The sequence below is a fragment of the Bacteroides sp. f07 genome (assembly GCF_042854785.1).
Taxonomy (GTDB): Bacteria; Bacteroidota; Bacteroidia; order Bacteroidales; family Bacteroidaceae; genus Bacteroides.
In genome coordinates this window covers 937,844-957,290 of sequence record NZ_BAABXI010000003.1, presented here as the reverse complement: position 1 = coordinate 957,290, position 19,447 = coordinate 937,844, and the positions used below count along the sequence as shown (strand labels likewise).

Sequence of the window (19,447 nt, the reverse complement as noted above, 5' to 3'; positions counted from 1 at the left end):
ACAAGGCACAGAGCACACTGAGAAATCATGAAGTAAAAAACTCCGTGTACTCTGCGTCCTTTGCGGTGAATTTATTTCTCTATTAATTCAAAATCAAGTTGTTTTTTTTCCAGGTTGGCACGTGCCACACGAACGGTGATAGCGTCTCCCAAACTGTATGTCTTATTCTTGCGGCGTCCGCGCAGGCAGTAGTTCTTTTCGTCGAATTCGTAATAGTCGTCGTCCAAGTCGCGGACAGGTACAAGACCTTCGCACTTGTTTTCGTTCAGTTCGACGTATAACCCCCATTCAGTGACACCGGAGATAACGCCGTCATAAATCTGCCCCAACCGTTCGCTCATAAATTCCACCTGTTTGTATTTGATGGAAGCGCGTTCGGCGTTGGCCGCGATTTGCTCCATGTTCGAACTGTGGTCACAAAGGTCTTCATACTTGGCTTCGGATACGCTGCGCCCGCCGTCCAAATACTTCGTGACCAGGCGATGTACCATCATGTCCGGGAATCGGCGGATGGGCGAGGTGAAATGCGTATAGTATTCGAATGCCAGTCCGTAGTGACCGATATTGTGCGTTGAATAACGTGCCTTCTGCATGGCGCGGATGGATACGGTTTCTATCAGGTTCTCTTCTTTCTTTCCGTGGATGTCGTCCAGCAGGTGGTTGATGGATTTTGATATGTCCGTCTTGGTTCCGCTTGTACGTACCTTATAGCCAAAGCGGGCGATGAATTGCGACAGGTTTTCCAGTTTTTCTGGGTCGGGCAGGTCGTGGATACGGTAAGGAAGTACTTTGGGTTTCTTGTTCTTGGGCACACGTCCTATCTTTTCAGCCACGGTCTTGTTGGCAAGCAGCATGAATTCTTCTACGAGTTTATTGGCATCTTTCGATTCTTTGAAGTAAACGCTGACAGGTTTCCCTTTCTCGTCAATTTCAAATTTCACTTCATAACGGTCGAAGTTGATGGCTCCTGCTACGAATCGTTTTTCGCGAAGTGCTTTCGCAATGGTATCCAGCATGAGTACTTCTTCTTTGAAGTCCCCCTCTTTGGTTTCAATAATCTGCTGCGCTTCTTCGTAGGTGAAACGGCGGTCGGAATTGATAACTGTATGCACGATGCGTGAGTCTTTGACTTCTCCCTTTTCGGTGATGTCGAAGATGACGGAGAAAGCGAGTTTCTCCTCGTTCGGGCGAAGTGAGCAGATGAAGTTGCACAAACGTTCGGGAAGCATCGGGATGGTGCGGTCTACGAGGTAGACGGAAGTGGCACGCTTTTCGGCTTCCTTATCGATGATTCCGCCTTCTTTTACGTAATGTGTCACGTCGGCGATGTGTACGCCTACTTCCCACAGTCCGTTTTTGATGGGGCGGATGGAGAGTGCGTCGTCGAAGTCTTTGGCATCTTTCGGGTCGATGGTGAAAGTGGTAATCTTACGGAAGTCCTCGCGTCTGGCAATCTCTTCGGCAGAGATTTCAGCAGGAATCTTATCGGCCGCCGTTTCTACTGATTTCGGATATACATACGGCAAACCGAATTCTGCGAGAATAGCGTGCATCTCCGTGGTGTTATCGCCAGCCTGTCCCAATATATCTATTACTTGTCCGATGGGGTTCTTTGCTTTGTCCGGCCATTCGGTCACCTTTACGATTGCCTTGTCTCCCGTCTTTCCGCCTTTCAACTTGTCTTTCGGGATGAAGATATCATTGGCAAGCGTACGGTTCTCCGTCACCAGAAATGCATAGGACTTAGCCACTTCCAGCGTTCCGACGAATGTATCGTTGGCACGTTCCAGTATTTCGATGACTTCTCCTTCGGCTTCCCTGTTCTTCCGTTTGGCATAGAAGGTTATCTTTACCTTATCGTTATTCATCGCATGGGCGGAATTACGTTCGGCTACGAATACCGGATCGCCTCCCTCTTCGGGAATAAACGAGTTCTTACCATTGCTCTTCCGTTGGAAAGTGCCTATCATCTCCGTTCCGTGACTGTTCAGACGAAACTTTCCTTTTTCTATTTCACTGATATAATCGTCATCTAAAAGGTCATGTAGTATATCGACGCATAGCATTTTCTGCGGATGAGTGGTGAGACGCAATTCCGAGAAAATGTATTTCATGCTTAGAATCTCATTGGGTTTGGCATGGAAAAAGTCTATTAACAACGCTGCCAGCTCTTTCTTACTCATTCTCTTGCCGGCCTTTTTCTCTTTCTTTTCTTTCTTTTTCGCCATAATGTAGTCTTTTAAAAATATGTAGTTACAAAGATAGACGATTATTTTCCTTATGGAAACTTTGAGGAAAGAAAAATAGCGGTGCGGGCTTGTATTTAATAATTTGTGGTAGATTGTTTGTCGTGTACGAGGTTATGAAAACTAATAGGCAGGTTGATAGACGGATATAAGGAGAGCTGCTTCCTCGCGGAGACAGCTCTTCAATTCATTAATGTTAAATTAATATTTAAGAGAGAGATTTATTCACGGATGCAACGAACAGCAGCACCGGATGCTCTTTGAATAGTCTGGTTGTTATTTACAAAACTTGATTCGATTCTTAAACCTGATGCGTTAACTTTTGTATTGGAGTTTGTACTGGTACTCCAGTAATATCCCATTTTCCCACTTGGACCACCAGGTGATAGAATTCCGGTACTGAAAGTTAAAAAACTGGAAGCTGTTGTAAAGAATATCTTTTCACCATTATCTGTCGGGAAATTCCAGCCATTGTTCTCAAATTTCCATTCTGTAGGTTTGCTGAATTTATTATATGCAGCTTGTGGAGGTACACGATAACCTACCGGACATGGGTCATAAATAGATTTATTTCCTAATCCGTTTTCAGGATTTCCCCATAAATTATTATTTCTGTTTTCTATACCTGTTCCTGTTCCGTACCAATCATTATCCGTTCCATAACCGCCTTTGAAGAAAGCTGTTGGAAATACAGTTGAATAATACAATGATAAATCTTCACCTCCTACTTCTGGAGAATATGCACTGGATTGCCATCCATACATTTGGTCGGATACTACGCCTGTTACCACTCCTCCAGAAGGGATTCCATCATAGAAAAATGGGTCTTTGCGTCCCCATTGGTATTTTAATCCATATCCATTTGCGTCTGGAGCAACGCTTAGTGCACCTAAGTTAATTCTCATAAAGTGGAATTTAACTCCGTCAGCATTAGTAATAGCTGCATCTTGTGAAATATCATAATCGGTACTCCAGATATGCCAACTCCACAAAATAGTTCCTTTAGGGAATTCATCAGTTGGTATGCCGTCAGTAACAGCGATCAGGGCATTTCCGCCGATAGTACCGGAAGTAGTGAAAGTAACAAATCCATCTGTTGATAATTTAACGTCTTTGATGACTCCGTTCTGTGCTGAAGTGGATTCCCACACAATAAAGGCGTCTTTCGGATCAATAGATTGTGGTGTTATACCTGTAGTGGCTTTTCCATTTCCCTGTACTTTTGCATCAAATTTGTATGTTGTATTGGGTTGGTTTACCATGTAACTGTTTGAATATCCTTTTTCATTCAGATTTAATGGAGGATCTGTCAGATTCAAATCAACAGAGTATATTTTATTTGCCAGATAGTTACGTCCATCTTCTGTGAATTCCCATGAGTCATTTCCTAGCTTGACTTTGATTTTCAATTGTTTGCCTTCCAATTGTGCCGGATTCATTGCAATACGTGCTTTTATAGGAGCTGCGGCTAATGTTCCTGCTGTCCCTTCCATTTGTAAAGTGATAGAGTTGGCAGAAATATAAGAGGCATCGGCTGTACCGTCTGCGACAACTTTATCTGTTGTCAGATTCACTCTAAAGTCACCGGCTAGCTTAGCATCTTCGGCTGATACTGTGATTTCGGATAATTGTTTACCTATTCCGAATGCAGTTGTGCCTATATTGAACTCTAATACACAGAATAGATTTTTCATTGCAATATTTGCAGTCATCGGACTGGCATCGACCGGAGTTGCTGTTTGTGTTCCATAAAAGAACGAATATTCATTGGTGCTTTGAGTAGGATCGGGCATATTCTGCTTTTGAAGTAAAGGAATACTGACTTTTACTTTTGCAGGATTTTCTCCCAAGGCTTCATTGTAAGGATAATATGCATAAAGTTTGTTTGCTCCTTCACCCGGTTTTATGGCATTGGCCAGTCCGGCGTTGTTTGTACCGGCTCCGCTTGTAATAGCTATAGCTTTGTTGATTACCCCAACTGTACCATTGTCATAAGCTTGCGCACAGTAAAGCCCTATCTTCGAGTCATTATTCCATGCAAAGTCCGAAGGTAAAGAGACTGTAAGGGCGGCATCTGGTGCAGAAATACCCCATGTTGTGTTCTCATCATCGCTGCTGCAACTTGACAATCCGATCAGAGAGGTGACAGCAATTCCTAATAGTAAGTCTTTTCTCATAAATGCGTTTTAATTAAATGGTTTTTAGTTCTATTTGTATAGTAAACAGTTTGCGAATATATATGCTGCTCCATAAGCTTCGTCAAGGAACTCATCAATATATGCTATGAAATAAAAGGCGATTGAAGGATATTCCCTTATTGTGTCGTCAAACATTAAGCCGATTGTTCCGTCTGCTAATATAACGGGGCCAAGTCCTATTTTGTAGCCGGCTTCATGCATTTCTCCCCGGGTATCTTGTATAGCGAGACCTAGGTAAAACATATCATACATTTTTCCGAGATACTGGCCGGCTTCAAAGGTTAGTGTGTTATTTTCGGCTTCTCCTCTTAATGTATAAGGTTGACTGTTGGCCAGGTTTGCTACAGAGTAAGTTCCGTCTTCTTCTTTGGTGATTTTTACATCTTTCAAAGCGTAATATGTTTGAAAATCATTAGTATATTGTCCATTCCACGTTCCCAACATATCATCTACTTCATACTGGAGTATCTGATATTCAAAATCTCGGTTACCATTAGTTACTGTGATTTTGGCGGCACGGATATTATTAGATGTGTTTTGGGTTATTATAAATGTCCCCCCTTTACCGTTGTCATCCTCTTTATACGATAACCAGTTACGGGCTTCTTCCGGTATGTTTACGATACAAGGGAAAGAACCGTACTGTTTAACGTGTAAGGTAGTTGCGGCATTTGTTACGCGCTGTATCCATTTGCTGTCTTCAAAAACAAAAACCGCCCCGGATTGCATCACGGTAAGTTTTTCTTCTTTGACTCCATCAGTAATGACCAGTTGGCTTGAGCGACCGGAATAACCATAGTTAGGTTGGGTGTTGATAGTTATTTTATTATCAGTTATTTCTTCGATGCTACACCAGCCAGTATCTGTCAGCCGGGCACTGACTGTTTTTGATGAACTGATTTCTACATATCCTTTTCCACCTGTGGCATCCATATGTATTTCGGATGCCAGAATTTGCAAGTCAGATACCGAAATATTCTCTTCGTTGTCGCATCCTGTTATCATTGTCATACAAAGGATAATGGATACTATGTTTAAATATATCTTTTTCATACGTTATATAAATCTATTGTTTTTCCTCTGTTTTCTTTTTCATCATGAGATATCTGAAGTATTCAATGTAACCGGCCATTGTGCTTTCTGAATATTTGTCGGATGAATAGGCCCAAACCATGAGGGCAGAGTTCGTCTGAGTAATCTTGTCTACGAGATAGAAACCAAATGGTTCTGTACTTTCGACCTTGCTGATTAATCCATTACGTAATTTGGAGATTATACTTATCTCCGGATGAGCATATCCTTCTGTTCCAGCGGCAATAGCGAAGTAATATTGAAATAGGGGATTTAATCCGAGATCTTGTGAGTCGAGTATTATTTGCCCGCTTCCCTTATCATATTTCAGAATAACTTCAATGCTTATTTGGAAATAAGTAAGTGGTAACGAAAGCTTATAAGTTTCTCCTTCTACCAAAGGGGTGATTGACGCTTCTGCATACCCACTTCCCGTCATGTAACTGTTGAACCCTAAAATATAATCTCCAATAAAATCTTTATATTGAAAGTATCCTTCCGGATAGAACTCATTGAGGGTTACATCGGTGGCTCCTTCGTCTGTACAGGTGAATTTCCGGGTTAGTGTATTCCATGTAAAATGTTGTATGGATATATTGTTGATTATGTAAGGAACTCGTAATTTGAATCCTTTATCTGTATAGATATAAGCTAATGACTCGCTTGCTTCTTCGGCATCGGTATTATATACATCGAAGATACTTAATGTGCCGGGAGCTCTTTTGAAAACTTTTAGCGTTTCTCCTCCTTTTTGCAGGTTATAAGTATTTAAGAATGCGTTTTTTTCGACTTGTATTACATTCTTAAGATAAGTGCCCCAAGGTTCGTCTTCGGGCATCGGAGTCATTTCCATTATATTCTTGTACTTCTTGCCTTGTAGGATTATTTTCTCCGAAGAGGCTTCCAATATGATGAATTCATAGTCACCTTCCAGATTTATATTCATTCCCAAAGGAGCAGAAAATGAATGAAGTAACGGGTTGTATGTGTCGAAGGTAAGCATGGTACTTTGTTCTGTTTTTACTTGATAGAGTGAAGTTATCTTCTCACCAGCTATGTAGTCGTCTGTACCTCCTTCACAAGCAATCTGTACTTGCGTTCCATCAAATTTCATGAGGAAAGTTATTGCTCCGGAAGAGTAATCGCTGCCTACATAGTATTCAAGTTTCCAGCCATTGGAAGCTTCTTTCAGGATTTCTTGGCATTTAGCGACATCAGCTGTAGCTCTATTGGCAGATGATTCATCAAATACGTCCTCTTCGGAAAAAAGACAGGACTGTAATCCGATACTTGTTAATGTCAATAGTATGCATATTGATAGGTATTTCTTCATAATTCTAGTTTTTATTCAATGACACTTAAATCAATTTTGCCTTCTGCTATTTCGTTTTGGCGACGTAGGACGATTTCACGTAAGTCATCCAGATTAATTCCCCATGTTTGCTCCATGTAGTTGTATACTATGTCGAACTTCTGTTGGATAAGTGCCCTTCCTTGTTCTCCTGCATTGGCAAGCATATTATCCCAGTAAGCGGCTGTATTGGTTACATACATCGCAATATTTTCTACAAAATCTTCACGTGACTCACTCATGGCGTAAGGTGTGATAAACCCTTGTTTCCATGCTTCTTCGGTTCTGGTCATATACCAGTCGCTTCCGATATAAGCGTTTTCTGTTATACGGTCGAATGAAGGATCATAGTTTTTGGTCTGGTGTAGGATATGTGCGAATTCATGATGCATGGTCTCAAAGTAATATTCGTTTAATACACTCATATCAATGTATTCCGGATTGATGTCATTTACATTATAAAGAGTGATTTTCATTCCTCCTTCCGCAGTTCCCAGTACCATTGTTCCGTTATCCTCATAGGCAGGCGAACCGATGAAGTGAATTGTCCGGGGAACATATTGGCATAGAAATTTAGGATTACCTGTGATTTCATCGTAGGCTTCCAACCATACATGTTTGACAATTTTAGCTAGAACGACGGATTTTGTGTATTCTGCCGGTATCAATACATGACTCATATCGCTTTCATTGTCTTCCATGCGATATTTTAATTGTATGTTATAAGTATTAGTATAGTTGTCCAGTATCCATTTGTCAAACATGGCACGCTCCACTTCTTCTGTCGAAAATATACTGTGTGCTTTGTCCACATCTTCATCATTGTTACAACTTCCCAATACACAGGTCAGAATAATTATTAAACTATATATATAGTAATGTCTTTTCATATTTCTTTCCTCCAGATGAATTAGTTATTTCTAGGGTTTGGTTCCATACCTGCTGTGATAACGCTGGTAGGCAATTGAACTGCACGCCTCGGATCATCAACTTCCATTTTATCTGTAATTCCCATTAATGTGTAACCTTCAAAGTAACGGCGGTAAATAACAATGCCGTAACGTTTTATGTCTTGCCATCGAAGTCCTTCTTCCAATGTCAGGAGACGTCTTGCGTGTAAGATACAATGAATAAGATTTTCCTGCATGCCATTTTCAACAGTAAAATCGGGATGCAACTGTTTTTTTACAGTTGGATTTTCCGGCTGATAATAGGACAATTCAGTATAAAAATCATTGATTGACTCCTTGGTTAAGGTTTCTGTATTTGTAGTGAAAGCTTTTTGCCAAGTATCAATATCTGCTGCTGCTTCATCGTAACGTTTCAATAGTGTATATGCTTCTGCACGGCAAAGCAGTGTTTCATCGGTTGTGAAAGGTGGATACATCATATATCCCGACCAACTGTCGCCTGACGCGGAAAATTGTCTGTATATTGCCAAGCGGCGGAAACCGTTTTTTATAGAACCGCCGGGTGCGAAGGGAGTTTGGTGGTAAGAGGTCTGATCTCCCCACGGGCCTTCAGATTTACAGTTTTCCGAGGCTGTGATGTCATTATTGCAATACGCTTCGCAGGCACCATAACCGGGATCTGCAACCATAGGCCAATAAGATGCGGCGGTTATAACCAGTAAGTTAGCTTGATTGTCTGAATTTACATAGGCGTTTGGCTGTATGGAGCCGTTGGGGGACAAAGAGCCTAATGCTGTCCAATCTCTCAAGTGGTGAGAAGCGTTGTTGCCCAATATGGCATTAGCATATTCGATTACTTTCTGGCAATTGGAATAATCCTGTTGCATATAGTAAAGGTAGAAACGTGCAGCAAATGCGTAAGCTGCTTTTTTATTGAAATGATATTTAGGTCTGATATAAATGTTGTCATCAATCAGGGGCAGACCTTCTTGCAGGTCGTTGGCTATTCTCTCGTAAACTTCGGCTACGTTTCCACGTGAATATTGAGGATTGACTGTCGTTTCGGGTTTTGTAATATAGGGTATTCCCAAGTCTTCTTTGGAAGTAGTACCGTATGCTTTGCAGAATGTGGTAACTAGTAAAAAGTGACTATATGCGCGGCATACCAATGCTTCTCCCTTTTGTGCGGACAGTGAAGCGGGATTTCCCATTTGTTCAATTGCTTGTAAAGCTTGGTTGGCAGACGCGATGGCATTGTAGCAGTCTGTCCATAACGCGTGGGGAGAATCTTGATCTTCTTCAGTTGTTTGTTGCCAGCGATAGAGATGCTCATTCAGTCGAAAAAGGTAACTGTATGCTTTGCTATTTTCATCTATGTTGTCACTATAAAATTCCCCGATGTGGCAGTTTGTCGTTTCGGGATAAGCTGATACCAGTATTTTAGTGATACTTTCTTCTGTTGTTAGTTCAGTCCGGTTGTCTGGCATCTCATCTAAGAAATTGCTGCAAGAGGACATTGTCAGGCAGACGGTTACTATGGCTCCTATATAATATAAAAGTGCTGTATATTTCATTGCTTTCATAATTTTTGATAATTAAAGACCTAATCTGACTGTTAACGTAAATTGGCGAGGTACCGGAGAGGCTACGCCACCTGTATTAAAGAATTCAGGGTCTTGACCGTTTAACTTTTTATCCGCATAAATCAGAAACAGATTGGTTGCTTGCAGTTTCAGGGATAAATTAGAAATCTTTGCCGGTGCAATCCACGCTTTGGGGAAATCGTAAGAAAGAGAGATTTCTTTCATACGGATGAAGTCTCCTTTGGCGATTCTTTCCGTTGAGTAGTTATAGGCGTTGTATGCATAAATTAAGTCTCTGTTGTCTTCAAGCTGGCGCTTGGATAGTATTGCGGGAATGTTGGTACGTTTCTCTTCATTTCCTATGGTCCATCGGTTTTTAAATTCGCGTGGCATGGAAGACAGGTCGCTATATTGATATTTGAAGCATGGATTCAAGCGTACTACGTTTCCAAAGGAGTATGTGACAAATACATTAAGTTTAAATCCTTTATAAGTAAAAATGTTACCCATACTACCAGTAATGGTCGGGTCGGTCGGACCTTCATATTTTAAATAATCAATATTGTCGCGTGTCTGGAAGTCAATATTGGTACTGGTTACCTCTCCGTTGATATAATATTGTGGAATACCGTTGATATCCAATCCGGCAAATGGGATTGAGAACAAACCGCGCACCGGATAATTTTGTCGGGCAAAGCCATATCCCGAGACTAAGTCCATCACACTGGAACGAGCATTGAGCTCTGTGATTTCATTTTTAGCTTTAGAGAATATGAAGTCTGTATTCCATGTGAATTTTTTAGTTTGAATGTTTTTGGTCGAAAGAGTAAATTCGATACCATGTGACTTCATAGAAGCAATGTTGGCATATTTATAGATCGCACCACCTACTCCTTGTGTTGGGGTTATACCAATCAAGTCGTAATTATTACGTTTATACCAGTCAATTGCAAAATTGATACGGTTATCCAAAAATCCCATGTCTGCACCGATATTCAACTCATGCTTTTTTTCATAAGTCAATTCACTGTTTTCAGGATCGGATACGTAGAGACCAGTTTCTTGTCCGCTTGTGAATGGGCGGTAGGGTGAATAACTGGTGATGATGGCATGTGAATTAGTTACGTAATCCGGTCCTCTGTCTGCTGTCAGAGAATAAGATGCTTTAAGAGTAAAATGGGTGAGGGGCGGATTCAAAGTCTTGAAGAAATCTTCTTCATGCATATTCCATGCACCGGATACGTTCCATGTTGGTAACCAACGGGCAGACCGGCTTTTACCCATGCGGTTGGTTCCTTCATAACGGAAAGTTCCATTTATAGTATAACGGCCGTCATAAGAATAGGTGGCATTAGCGAATGCTGCAACGCTTCGGGTAGTAGTGTGGTTTAGTCCATAATATTTACTTCCCCCTTCAATCCCTTTTTTAAAGTATTCATATACATAAGAAGGTGTCTCTCCCATTGTATATTGCATACCCCATCCTTGGAAATAGTCTTGCATGCGTTTGAGGTCATTTACTTCCATACCTGCAAACAGGTTGGTTATATGTTTCTCTGCAAATAAATGATTCCAAGATGCTGTGGCACGGAAATCGACTCCTAACATTCGATAATTTTTGCGTTGGTATATACCACCTTCCGGCAGTACACTGATAGGTAATGCATAGGGATTATCCGGGTCAGTGTAGAGTAGGTCGTTTTTATCACGAATGGTGGCATCATCCATGCCGGTACGATAGGCTGTTGCTTGATTTGAATTATCTTTAATATAATGCTCTTGTGAAGATGATTGGTATCTGATAGCCCCTAATGCACTCAGTTCCAGTTCCGGGAGTGCTTTCCATTTTAATTCTCCCTGAAACTTTACATCAACTACATTTAAGTCCATATAATTATTATCCAATTCATGGAGAATATTAAATGGGGCGTAATTGGCTATGTAGTTTACTGTAGGATCCAAAGCGCGGGATGTATTCAAGGCATATGAATAAGGATTGATATCGAACTGGCGTGTTACTTCTCCACTTGCCGCATTTACTTCCGAACTTAATGTTCCGGGAGCTTTTTGCTTGCGGTATGATGCGTTTGATATTAGGTTGATTGACAGATTTTTGTAGATGTTGTAACTTGTGTTCAGATTAGCAGTATATCGTTTAACTTCACTTTGTCTATACCACCCGGGGTCTGACATGGCACTTAAAGATGCATAAAATGAAGATTTCTCACTTCCTGATGTGATACTGACAGAGTGATTTTGTGTGACGTTGTTGGAAAATAAAACATCAAACCAGTCTGTGTTTCTCATTTCTGCTTCACGCAGGTAGGCGTTACGTGCTTCTGGAGTATTGGCGAGTCCGAATTGGCCGGTTGTCGGATTGTATTGATTGATGAGACGATACATACGTCCATAAACACCACTGTCTTTTGCCCGGTATGTATCACTATTGTTCAGCCAGCCTTTCTGCTCCATTTCTTTATAGATACCCATTTGTTCTTGTGAGTTCATGATATTGAATTCTTTATAGCTAGGTACCATTCTCATTGTAAACTCACCGGTATAACTAATCTTGCTAACTCCCGCTTTCCCTTTTTTGGTAGTAACTACAATAACTCCCGCCATGGCACGTGCACCATAGATGGAGGTTGCCGAACCGTCTTTTAGGATTTGAAAGCTCTCGATGTCATCGGAGTTTAATCCGGCGATAGCTGAACTGATCAATGTTTCTGCATCTCCTGAAGATAAGTCGTCCGGACCAACGTCAATAGCGTCTTCCATGATAACGCCATCGACTACCCACAAAGGTTTGGAACTGCCGTAAATAGAGGTGGCTCCACGTACACGGATTTTTGGAGCGGTTCCGAAAGTTCCTGATACATTTTGTACGGATACACCTGCTGCACGTCCTTCAAGTCCCCGGCTGATGTCGGGCAGACCGTCGAGCTTTACGTTGTCTGCTGTTAATTGGTTGGTTGCTCCCGTAAACAGGCGCTTGTCCATTTTCTGCATACCTGTTACCACAACTTCGGAGAGTGTTTGTACATCAGGCATCAATGTAACATTCATTGTAGGGGTGGGAGCAAGGTCTTGCGGCTTCATTCCTATATAGGAAAATTGCAGTACAGATTTATTCGATACGTTTTCTATTGAGAATTTTCCGTCTATGTCCGTCAATACACCAGATTTACTTCCCTTGACGAGAACGGTTGCACCGATAAGGGGCTGATTGTCGTCACCGGAAATTACAACTCCTTTTACATTGAATACTTTGGCTTGTTTGGAAGGACCTTTGGGAGTGATAGTGATAAATTGGTCTTCGATATGATATTCTAATGGCTTGTTTGCTAAGATAATATCAAGAGCCTGCTCAATATTTTTGTCTTTGGCGGATCCGGAAACTGTATACTTTTTGACGTCATCGTACGTAAAAAGGATCTTGTATCCTGAGATCTTTTCCAAGCGTTTTAGTACGGACGGTAACCGTTCGTTGCTAAACTCAATCGTGATTTTCTTTTGTGATTTTGCTTGAGCGTTTACTTGGTGAGGTAAAAAGCATAATACGCATAGAAAACACACAATAAATAGATTCCAATTTTTTCTCATACGTTTCATTCTAATAACACTAATTTTAATATGTTTGTAATAATAGTGCGTATGAAACGAAAAAATGGACACCCCTTTTGCGAATTATTTTTTAATAAAAGTGATAATTTGTTGTTTCTTGTATGAATTTGTTATACTTATGCAATGAAAAGTTAGTCTACGGTGAGCGTATTGCCCTGCAAGGTTACTGTTACTTTTTTCATTCTGTTAAGTAATGAAATAGTGTGTTCCAAGTTTTTGGAACGGTCGGAAACGAAATGCATCTTATAGTTCATCGCTTCTTTACTCCTAAATTCGATATTTACATTATACCAGCGTCCCAGACTTTGCATAATGTCTTTTAATGCGATGTCATCAAAGTAGAAATACCCGTCTTTCCAATAGACATAAGAGTCTAGATCCACTTCGGTGAGTACAAAATTGCCGTCAGATTGCAGGTGGGCGTCTTCTCCCGGATAAAGTCTGGTATAAGAGCCTCCTTGGGTATTGCTGACTTCCACTTTTCCATTGATAAGTACTACGTGAGTATCTTCGGGAGAATAACTGCGGATATTGAACTCTGTGCCAAGAACCCTGGTTTGCACAGTTGGGGTTTTTACAACAAAGGGGCGGTTGGAATCTTTGGTTACTTTAAAGTAAGCCTCTCCTTCTAAAGTGACAACACGTTCTTTACCTACAAAGGCTGTGGGGTAGACAAAATTGCTATTGGCGTTGAGCCATACTTCTGTTCCGTCACACAGTACGACCTTGAAACTTTCACCTCGAGGGATGGTAAGCACATGCGTCTGCGTTGTTTTTGAAATAACTTGCCTGTAATCTAATTCTTTCTTTTCAGATTTTGTAGTTGCCGTTTTAGGCGGAATCTGATTGTCTGCTATCACCGGTTCGCTCAACATAATTTTTTCTCCATTGTCTTTCTGAAGAATAATATGTTGGGGAGCCGTATCGGCGGTGAATACTGTAATAGGTTCGATGGAAGGCGTTGTCAGGATGTTTATGAAATAATAGCTTCCAAAGAGAATGGCAACCATGGCGGCAATACCGATTCCGGTCTTCCTGTGGATAGAACGCATGCGCGATACGGCTTTCTTCTTTTTGAACCGTTCTAATTCCGCTTCTATATCCGGCAGTTCCGTTCCGCCTTTTTGCTGCAGGAAAAGGCTGCTGTCCATTATATCACGGCAAGCTTGTAGACATTCTTCATCTTCAAGCAGTTCTTGCAATTGCTTGTCGCTTATTTCTGCCGGACTCTCCATGATGTCAAGTGCCTTCTTTACAGATTCTTCTGTATTATTTATATTGTCAGTATGTTCATTCATCGCTTTCGGATACTATATCAATCTTATTATATTACGTTTAATCACCTGTATAAAGACACCTGCTTTATGATTTTTTTGCACATTCCTCACGTATTACTTGCAGAGCTTTCACTATGTGTTTTCTTACTGCGCTAACACTGATATTCAATTCCTCTGCCACTTCCTGGTATTTTTTACGTTGGATGTAGCATTCTTCTAAAATATGTCTTGTGTGTGGTGTAAGTTTTTCCATGGCTTTACTGATATGCATCATTCTTTCATCTTGTTCTTGATATTCTGTTTCCACATAACTTTTAGTTAGTTCGGAATAGATTTGTATATACTGTTCGTGTGTATTTTGATGCCGTAGGAAATCAATGCTTTTATTGCGGACATATATGTATAGATAGGATTTTGCTGTGGCTTTATCTATTTTGGCGTAATTGGTCCAAATAAATTCAAAGGCATCACTTACGATATCTTTGCTAGCCTCCATATTATTAATCAGATGAAATGCGTAATAATAAAGTTGAGGATAGTACTTTCTAAAAAGAAAATCAAAATCGGCCTTATCTTCCACGTGATTTAAAAATGTTGAATAGTAAATAAATCGAGTTGCAAATAAACAAATAATAATTGAGAAATGCAAAATGCTTTTTATTTTATATTTATTGTATCTTTGTGGCATTATAAAAAGAATGTTTGGTGAGAGTATTTTAATCAATTATTTACGCAGGACCTAGAAAATCATAATGGAGAGTATTTTAATAACGGGCGCAAGCGGTTTTATCGGGAGTTTCATCGTGGAGGAAGCGTTGAAACGGAAGTTTGGCGTGTGGGCGGGCATTCGCTCCACCAGCAGCAGACAGTATCTTAAAAACCGGAAGATTCATTTCTTGGAACTGGATTTTGCACATCCCAACGAACTTCGTGCCCAACTCTCCGGGCACAAAGGTACGTATAACAAGTTTGATTATATCATTCATTGCGCCGGCGTGACAAAATGTTCCGACAAAAAGACTTTCGACTATGTGAACTATCTTCAGACAAAGTATTTTATTGATACGTTGAGAGAGTTGAATATGGTTCCGAAACAGTTCATATATATAAGTACGTTGAGTGTATTCGGGCCTGTGCGCGAGAAAGATTATACTCCGATAGAAACGGATGATACTCCGGCACCTGACACGGCCTATGGTTTCAGCAAACTGAAAGCCGAACTGTATATTCAGAGTATTCCGGGATTTCCCTATGTCATTTATCGTCCTACCGGGGTGTACGGTCCCCGCGAGTCTGATTATTTTCTGATGGCGAAGTCTATTCAGAAACATATTGATTTCTCGGTCGGTTTTAGACGTCAGGACTTGACTTTCATCTATGTGAAAGATATTGTGCAGGCAATTTTTCTGGGTATGGAGAAAAAAGTAACAAGAAAAGCGTATTTTCTGACAGATGGAAAGGTCTATAAAAGTAGTACATTTTCGAAGCTGATACAAAAAGAATTGGGGAACCCATTTGTTCTTCACATGAAATGTCCATTAATTGTGCTAAAAGTTATATCTTTGCTCGCTGAATTCGTTGCTGCGCGTTCCAAAAAGTGCAGTACGTTGAATTCTGATAAGTATAAGATAATGAAACAACGGAACTGGCAATGTGATATAACTCCGACAATCAACGAATTGGGATATGAACCTGAATATGATTTGGAGAGGGGCGTTCGTGAAACCATTGCCTGGTATAAAAATGAAGGATGGCTTTAGACTTATTTAAGCGAGTAGAAACCCGGAAAGGGTTGTTTGCTGTGGAAAAGATTACATTGATTTATAATCTGCTGACTTCCATATTGATTCTATTCCTGTTTCAGCGGATGGATCATCCATGGCATATGTTGCTCGATAGGGCTATGATTGCCGCAATGACTTTTCTGCTGATGTATCTCTACCGCCTTGCTCCCTGTAAATTTTCGGCGTTTGTGCGTATCGTCATTCAGATGAGTTTGTTGTCTTACTGGTATCCGGATACTTTCGAGTTCAATCGTTTCTTTCCGAATTTAGATCATGTATTTGCAACTGCCGAACAGTTTATTTTCAATGGTCAGCCTGCTATCTGGTTCTGTCATACATTTCCACATCTTATAGTCAGCGAGGCATTCAATATGGGATATTTCTTTTATTATCCGATGATGCTGATTGTGGCTCTATTCTATTTTATTTATAAGTTTGAGTGGTTCGAAAAGATGTCTTTTGTGCTTGTCACTTCCTTCTTTATATATTATCTGATTTATATATTTGTTCCAGTTGCAGGTCCTCAATTCTATTTTCCGGCTATTGGTTTTGATAATGTATCCAAAGGGATTTTCCCTGCCATCGGCGATTATTTCAATCATCATCAGGAGTTATTGCCCGGACCGGGATATCAACACGGATTCTTTTATAATCTGGTAGAAGGTTCTCAGCAGGTAGGCGAACGGCCTACGGCGGCATTCCCCAGTTCGCATGTCGGCATTTCTACAATCCTGATGATTATGGCGTGGCGTGGCAGCAAGAAACTGTTTGCTTGCCTTATACCGTTCTATATGTTGCTTTGTGGAGCTACCGTCTATATTCAGGCACATTATGTCATTGACGCCATTGTCGGTTTCTTCTCCGCATTTCTGCTGTATGTAATGGTGACCTGGATGTTCAAGAAGTGGTTTGCACAGCCGATGTTCAAATAAAACAGCATTGATCCGTAAATATTACTTTCACGGATACAATGCTATGGATATAATGAATTAGTTTTCCGGATTACTTTCTCTGTTGGTGAGTATTTCATTAAATATTTGAAACAGCTCCTCTTTGGTTTCTGCCCGAAGCATGGCAATACGTGTGTTGCGGAAATTGGGAATTCCCTTGAATAGAGGACTTGCAGCCAGGTGACGGCGTACGTGCAGGATCCCCCTGCGTTCATCAAGCAGGTTTACACTGTCAATCACTTCCTGGCGGAGCACATCCATACACCATTCAAAACTCAGCGGCGGCAGTTCTTCGCCTGTCTCCAGATAATGCTTCACTTCTTTAAATATCCATGGACGTCCGAAACTGGCACGGCCTATCATGACAGCATCCACTCCATAACGGTCGAAACACTCCTTGCAGCGTTGAGGCGTGGTCACGTCTCCGTTACCTATAATCGGAATATGCATCCGCGGATTGTTCTTCACTTCTCCTATCAGTGTCCAGTCCGCTTCTCCGGTGTACATTTGTGCGCGGGTACGACCGTGTATGGTTAGTGCGGCGATACCGCAGTCTTGCAACTGTTCCGCCAGTTCTACTATGATTTTATTGTTGGCATCCCATCCCAAACGGGTTTTAACCGTTACGGGAATTTTTACCGCATCTACTACGGCACGGGTAATTTCCAGCATTTGGGGGATATTCTGCAACATTCCTGCTCCTGCACCCTTTCCGGCGACTCTTTTCACCGGACACCCGAAGTTAATATCTAAAATATCGGGTTGTGCCTGTTCCACGATTTTGGCTGCTTCTACCATCGTCGCAGTATCCTTTCCATATATCTGGATGGCAACAGGGCGTTCTTCATCACTGATACTTAACTTTTGTGCCGTCTTGCTGACCGCACGTATCAGTGCGTCACTCGATACAAATTCAGTATATACCATGTCCGCCCCAAACTTTTTGCACATCAGGCGGAAGGCCGGGTCGGTCACGTCTTCCATGGGAGCGAGCAGGATAGGGTGTTCACCCAAGTCTATATCGTTAATCTTCATATATGATTTTGCTATTTACTGTTGATGATTGAAGTAACTTCTTGTTTTCGCTGCAAAAATACGGAAAAAAGCCTACCTTTGTACGCATTCATTTGCTTAACTGATACAAATAAGTATATATTCTATGAGTCTTAGTTTGAAAGATTTTGAAATTATGGCTCCTGTAGGTTCGCGCGAATCTCTTGCTGCGGCCATTCAGGCAGGTGCCGATTCTATCTATTTCGGTATAGAGAACCTGAACATGCGTGCCCGTTCGGCCAATACATTCACGATTGATGATTTGCGGGAGATAGCCCGTACGTGCGATGAACATGGGATGAAAAGTTATCTGACGGTCAACACCATTATCTATGATAAAGATATTCCTTTGATGCATACCATTGTCGACGCGGCTAAGGAAGCGGGAATTTCGGCTGTGATTGCGGCTGATGTGGCGGTGATGAACTATGCCCGTCAGATAGGGCAGGAAGTGCATCTTTCCACCCAGTTGAATATCTCCAATGCGGAAGCATTGAAATTCTATGCGCAATTTGCCGATGTAGTGGTGTTAGCCCGCGAGTTGAACCTGGAACAGGTAGCGGAGATTTACCGCCAGATACAGGAAGAGCATATCTGCGGTCCGAGTGGTGAACAGATTCGCATTGAGATGTTCTGCCATGGTGCGCTTTGCATGGCTGTTTCGGGCAAATGTTATCTTTCCCTGCATGAGATGAACCATTCCGCCAACCGGGGTGCTTGTATGCAGGTGTGCCGTCGTTCTTATACTGTCCGTGATAAGGAAACGGATGTGGAACTGGATATTGATAACGAATATATCATGTCACCGAAAGACTTGAAAACCATCCACTTTATGAATAAGATGATGGACGCGGGCGTGCGTGTATTCAAGATTGAAGGTCGTGCCCGTGGTCCTGAGTATGTGCGTACGGTAGTAGAATGTTATAAGGAAGCTATCAAGGCCTATCTGGAAGATACGTTCACCGATGAAAAGATTGCAGTTTGGGACGAACGCTTGAAGACCGTTTTCAATCGTGGTTTCTGGGACGGTTACTATCTCGGACAGCGTTTGGGAGAATGGACCCGCAATTATGGATCGGCAGCAACGGAACGTAAGATTTACGTGGGAAAAGGGATCAAATACTTCTCTAACATTGGAGTCTCCGAGTTTTTGGTAGAAGCTGCCGAGGTTAGCGTAGGCGACAAACTGTTGATTACAGGACCGACTACTGGCGCTGTTTTTATGACATTGGATGAAGCGCGTGTTGATCTGGAACCGGTGCAGACCGTAAAGAAAGGGCAGCATTTCTCTATGAAGTCGGATAAGATACGTCCGAGTGACAAACTGTATAAACTGGTATCTACCGAAGAACTGAAAAAGTTTAAAGGGCTGGATATCGAACAGAAAAGAGGATAAAAC

13 protein-coding genes are annotated in these 19,447 nt (G+C 41.5%); 3 read left to right on the top strand and 10 right to left on the bottom strand.

What is annotated here, in order from left to right; translation table 11 throughout:
- Window positions 1-71: 71 nt before the first annotated feature.
- The 9 genes from rnr to ACGHVY_RS23380 all read right to left on the bottom strand — a co-directional run bounded on the left by rnr (window position 72) and on the right by ACGHVY_RS23380 (window position 14,949).
- The gene (gene rnr / locus ACGHVY_RS23420) at window positions 72-2,228 is read right to left on the bottom strand and encodes a ribonuclease R (RefSeq protein WP_308744165.1); all 2,157 of its coding nucleotides are present in this window, start codon (window positions 2,226-2,228) and stop codon (window positions 72-74) included.
- Window positions 2,229-2,467: 239 nt separating this feature from the next.
- Window positions 2,468-4,423, bottom strand: a complete 1,956-nt coding sequence (locus ACGHVY_RS23415; RefSeq protein ID WP_390601918.1) for a hypothetical protein — start codon at window positions 4,421-4,423, stop codon at window positions 2,468-2,470.
- 30 nt (window positions 4,424-4,453) lie between these two features.
- A complete protein-coding gene (locus ACGHVY_RS23410; RefSeq protein WP_390601917.1) occupies window positions 4,454-5,497 on the bottom strand; it encodes a BACON domain-containing protein in 1,044 nt (347 codons plus the stop codon).
- A gap of 13 nt (window positions 5,498-5,510) precedes the next feature.
- Window positions 5,511-6,848 carry a DUF4302 domain-containing protein gene (locus tag ACGHVY_RS23405; RefSeq protein ID WP_308744162.1) on the bottom strand — a complete coding sequence of 446 codons (1,338 nt, stop codon included), beginning with the start codon at window positions 6,846-6,848 and terminating at the stop codon, window positions 5,511-5,513.
- 11 nt (window positions 6,849-6,859) lie between these two features.
- The gene (locus ACGHVY_RS23400; RefSeq protein ID WP_308744161.1) at window positions 6,860-7,756 is read right to left on the bottom strand and encodes a putative zinc-binding metallopeptidase; all 897 of its coding nucleotides are present in this window, start codon (window positions 7,754-7,756) and stop codon (window positions 6,860-6,862) included.
- Between the two features lie 20 nt (window positions 7,757-7,776).
- A complete protein-coding gene (locus tag ACGHVY_RS23395; protein WP_390602070.1) occupies window positions 7,777-9,351 on the bottom strand; it encodes a RagB/SusD family nutrient uptake outer membrane protein in 1,575 nt (524 codons plus the stop codon).
- Between the two features lie 21 nt (window positions 9,352-9,372).
- Window positions 9,373-12,963, bottom strand: a complete 3,591-nt coding sequence (locus ACGHVY_RS23390; protein WP_308744160.1) for a SusC/RagA family TonB-linked outer membrane protein — start codon at window positions 12,961-12,963, stop codon at window positions 9,373-9,375.
- A 152-nt stretch (window positions 12,964-13,115) separates the two neighbouring features.
- Window positions 13,116-14,282, bottom strand: a complete 1,167-nt coding sequence (locus ACGHVY_RS23385) for a FecR family protein (RefSeq protein WP_390601916.1) — start codon at window positions 14,280-14,282, stop codon at window positions 13,116-13,118.
- 64 nt (window positions 14,283-14,346) lie between these two features.
- Window positions 14,347-14,949 (bottom strand): RNA polymerase sigma-70 factor, encoded by a 603-nt coding sequence (locus tag ACGHVY_RS23380; protein WP_308744158.1) that lies wholly within the window; start codon window positions 14,947-14,949, stop codon window positions 14,347-14,349.
- A 64-nt stretch (window positions 14,950-15,013) separates the two neighbouring features.
- On the opposite strand from ACGHVY_RS23380, the gene ACGHVY_RS23375 reads away from it, so the two are divergent.
- Both ACGHVY_RS23375 and ACGHVY_RS23370 read left to right on the top strand, forming a co-directional pair.
- Complete coding sequence (locus ACGHVY_RS23375; RefSeq protein ID WP_308744157.1) at window positions 15,014-16,021, top strand: NAD(P)-dependent oxidoreductase; 1,008 nt, start codon at window positions 15,014-15,016, stop codon at window positions 16,019-16,021.
- Window positions 16,012-16,977 carry a phosphatase PAP2 family protein gene (locus ACGHVY_RS23370; RefSeq protein ID WP_308744156.1) on the top strand — a complete coding sequence of 322 codons (966 nt, stop codon included), beginning with the start codon at window positions 16,012-16,014 and terminating at the stop codon, window positions 16,975-16,977. The genes ACGHVY_RS23375 and ACGHVY_RS23370 overlap by 10 nt, the downstream gene beginning before the upstream one ends.
- Window positions 16,978-17,034: 57 nt before the next feature.
- On the opposite strand, the gene dusB is transcribed toward ACGHVY_RS23370, so the two are convergent.
- A complete protein-coding gene (gene dusB, locus ACGHVY_RS23365) occupies window positions 17,035-18,030 on the bottom strand; it encodes a tRNA dihydrouridine synthase DusB (protein WP_308744155.1) in 996 nt (331 codons plus the stop codon).
- Window positions 18,031-18,154: 124 nt separating this feature from the next.
- On the opposite strand from dusB, the gene ACGHVY_RS23360 reads away from it, so the two are divergent.
- Window positions 18,155-19,444, top strand: a complete 1,290-nt coding sequence (locus ACGHVY_RS23360; RefSeq protein WP_390601915.1) for a peptidase U32 family protein — start codon at window positions 18,155-18,157, stop codon at window positions 19,442-19,444.
- Window positions 19,445-19,447 lie beyond the last annotated feature (3 nt).

Coding starts and splice junctions, on each gene's coding strand:
- ACGHVY_RS23390 (WP_308744160.1), bottom strand. CDS start 12,963: ATGAGAAAAAATTGGAATCTATTTATTGTGTGTTTTCTATGCGTATTA.
- ACGHVY_RS23370 (WP_308744156.1), top strand. CDS start 16,012: ATGGCTTTAGACTTATTTAAGCGAGTAGAAACCCGGAAAGGGTTGTTT.
- ACGHVY_RS23415 (WP_390601918.1), bottom strand. CDS start 4,423: ATGAGAAAAGACTTACTATTAGGAATTGCTGTCACCTCTCTGATCGGA.
- ACGHVY_RS23380 (WP_308744158.1), bottom strand. CDS start 14,949: ATGCCACAAAGATACAATAAATATAAAATAAAAAGCATTTTGCATTTC.
- ACGHVY_RS23405 (WP_308744162.1), bottom strand. CDS start 6,848: ATGAAGAAATACCTATCAATATGCATACTATTGACATTAACAAGTATC.
- ACGHVY_RS23385 (WP_390601916.1), bottom strand. CDS start 14,282: ATGAATGAACATACTGACAATATAAATAATACAGAAGAATCTGTAAAG.
- ACGHVY_RS23360 (WP_390601915.1), top strand. CDS start 18,155: ATGAGTCTTAGTTTGAAAGATTTTGAAATTATGGCTCCTGTAGGTTCG.
- ACGHVY_RS23395 (WP_390602070.1), bottom strand. CDS start 9,351: ATGAAATATACAGCACTTTTATATTATATAGGAGCCATAGTAACCGTC.
- ACGHVY_RS23400 (WP_308744161.1), bottom strand. CDS start 7,756: ATGAAAAGACATTACTATATATATAGTTTAATAATTATTCTGACCTGT.
- ACGHVY_RS23375 (WP_308744157.1), top strand. CDS start 15,014: ATGGAGAGTATTTTAATAACGGGCGCAAGCGGTTTTATCGGGAGTTTC.
- dusB (WP_308744155.1), bottom strand. CDS start 18,030: ATGAAGATTAACGATATAGACTTGGGTGAACACCCTATCCTGCTCGCT.
- rnr (WP_308744165.1), bottom strand. CDS start 2,228: ATGGCGAAAAAGAAAGAAAAGAAAGAGAAAAAGGCCGGCAAGAGAATG.
- ACGHVY_RS23410 (WP_390601917.1), bottom strand. CDS start 5,497: ATGAAAAAGATATATTTAAACATAGTATCCATTATCCTTTGTATGACA.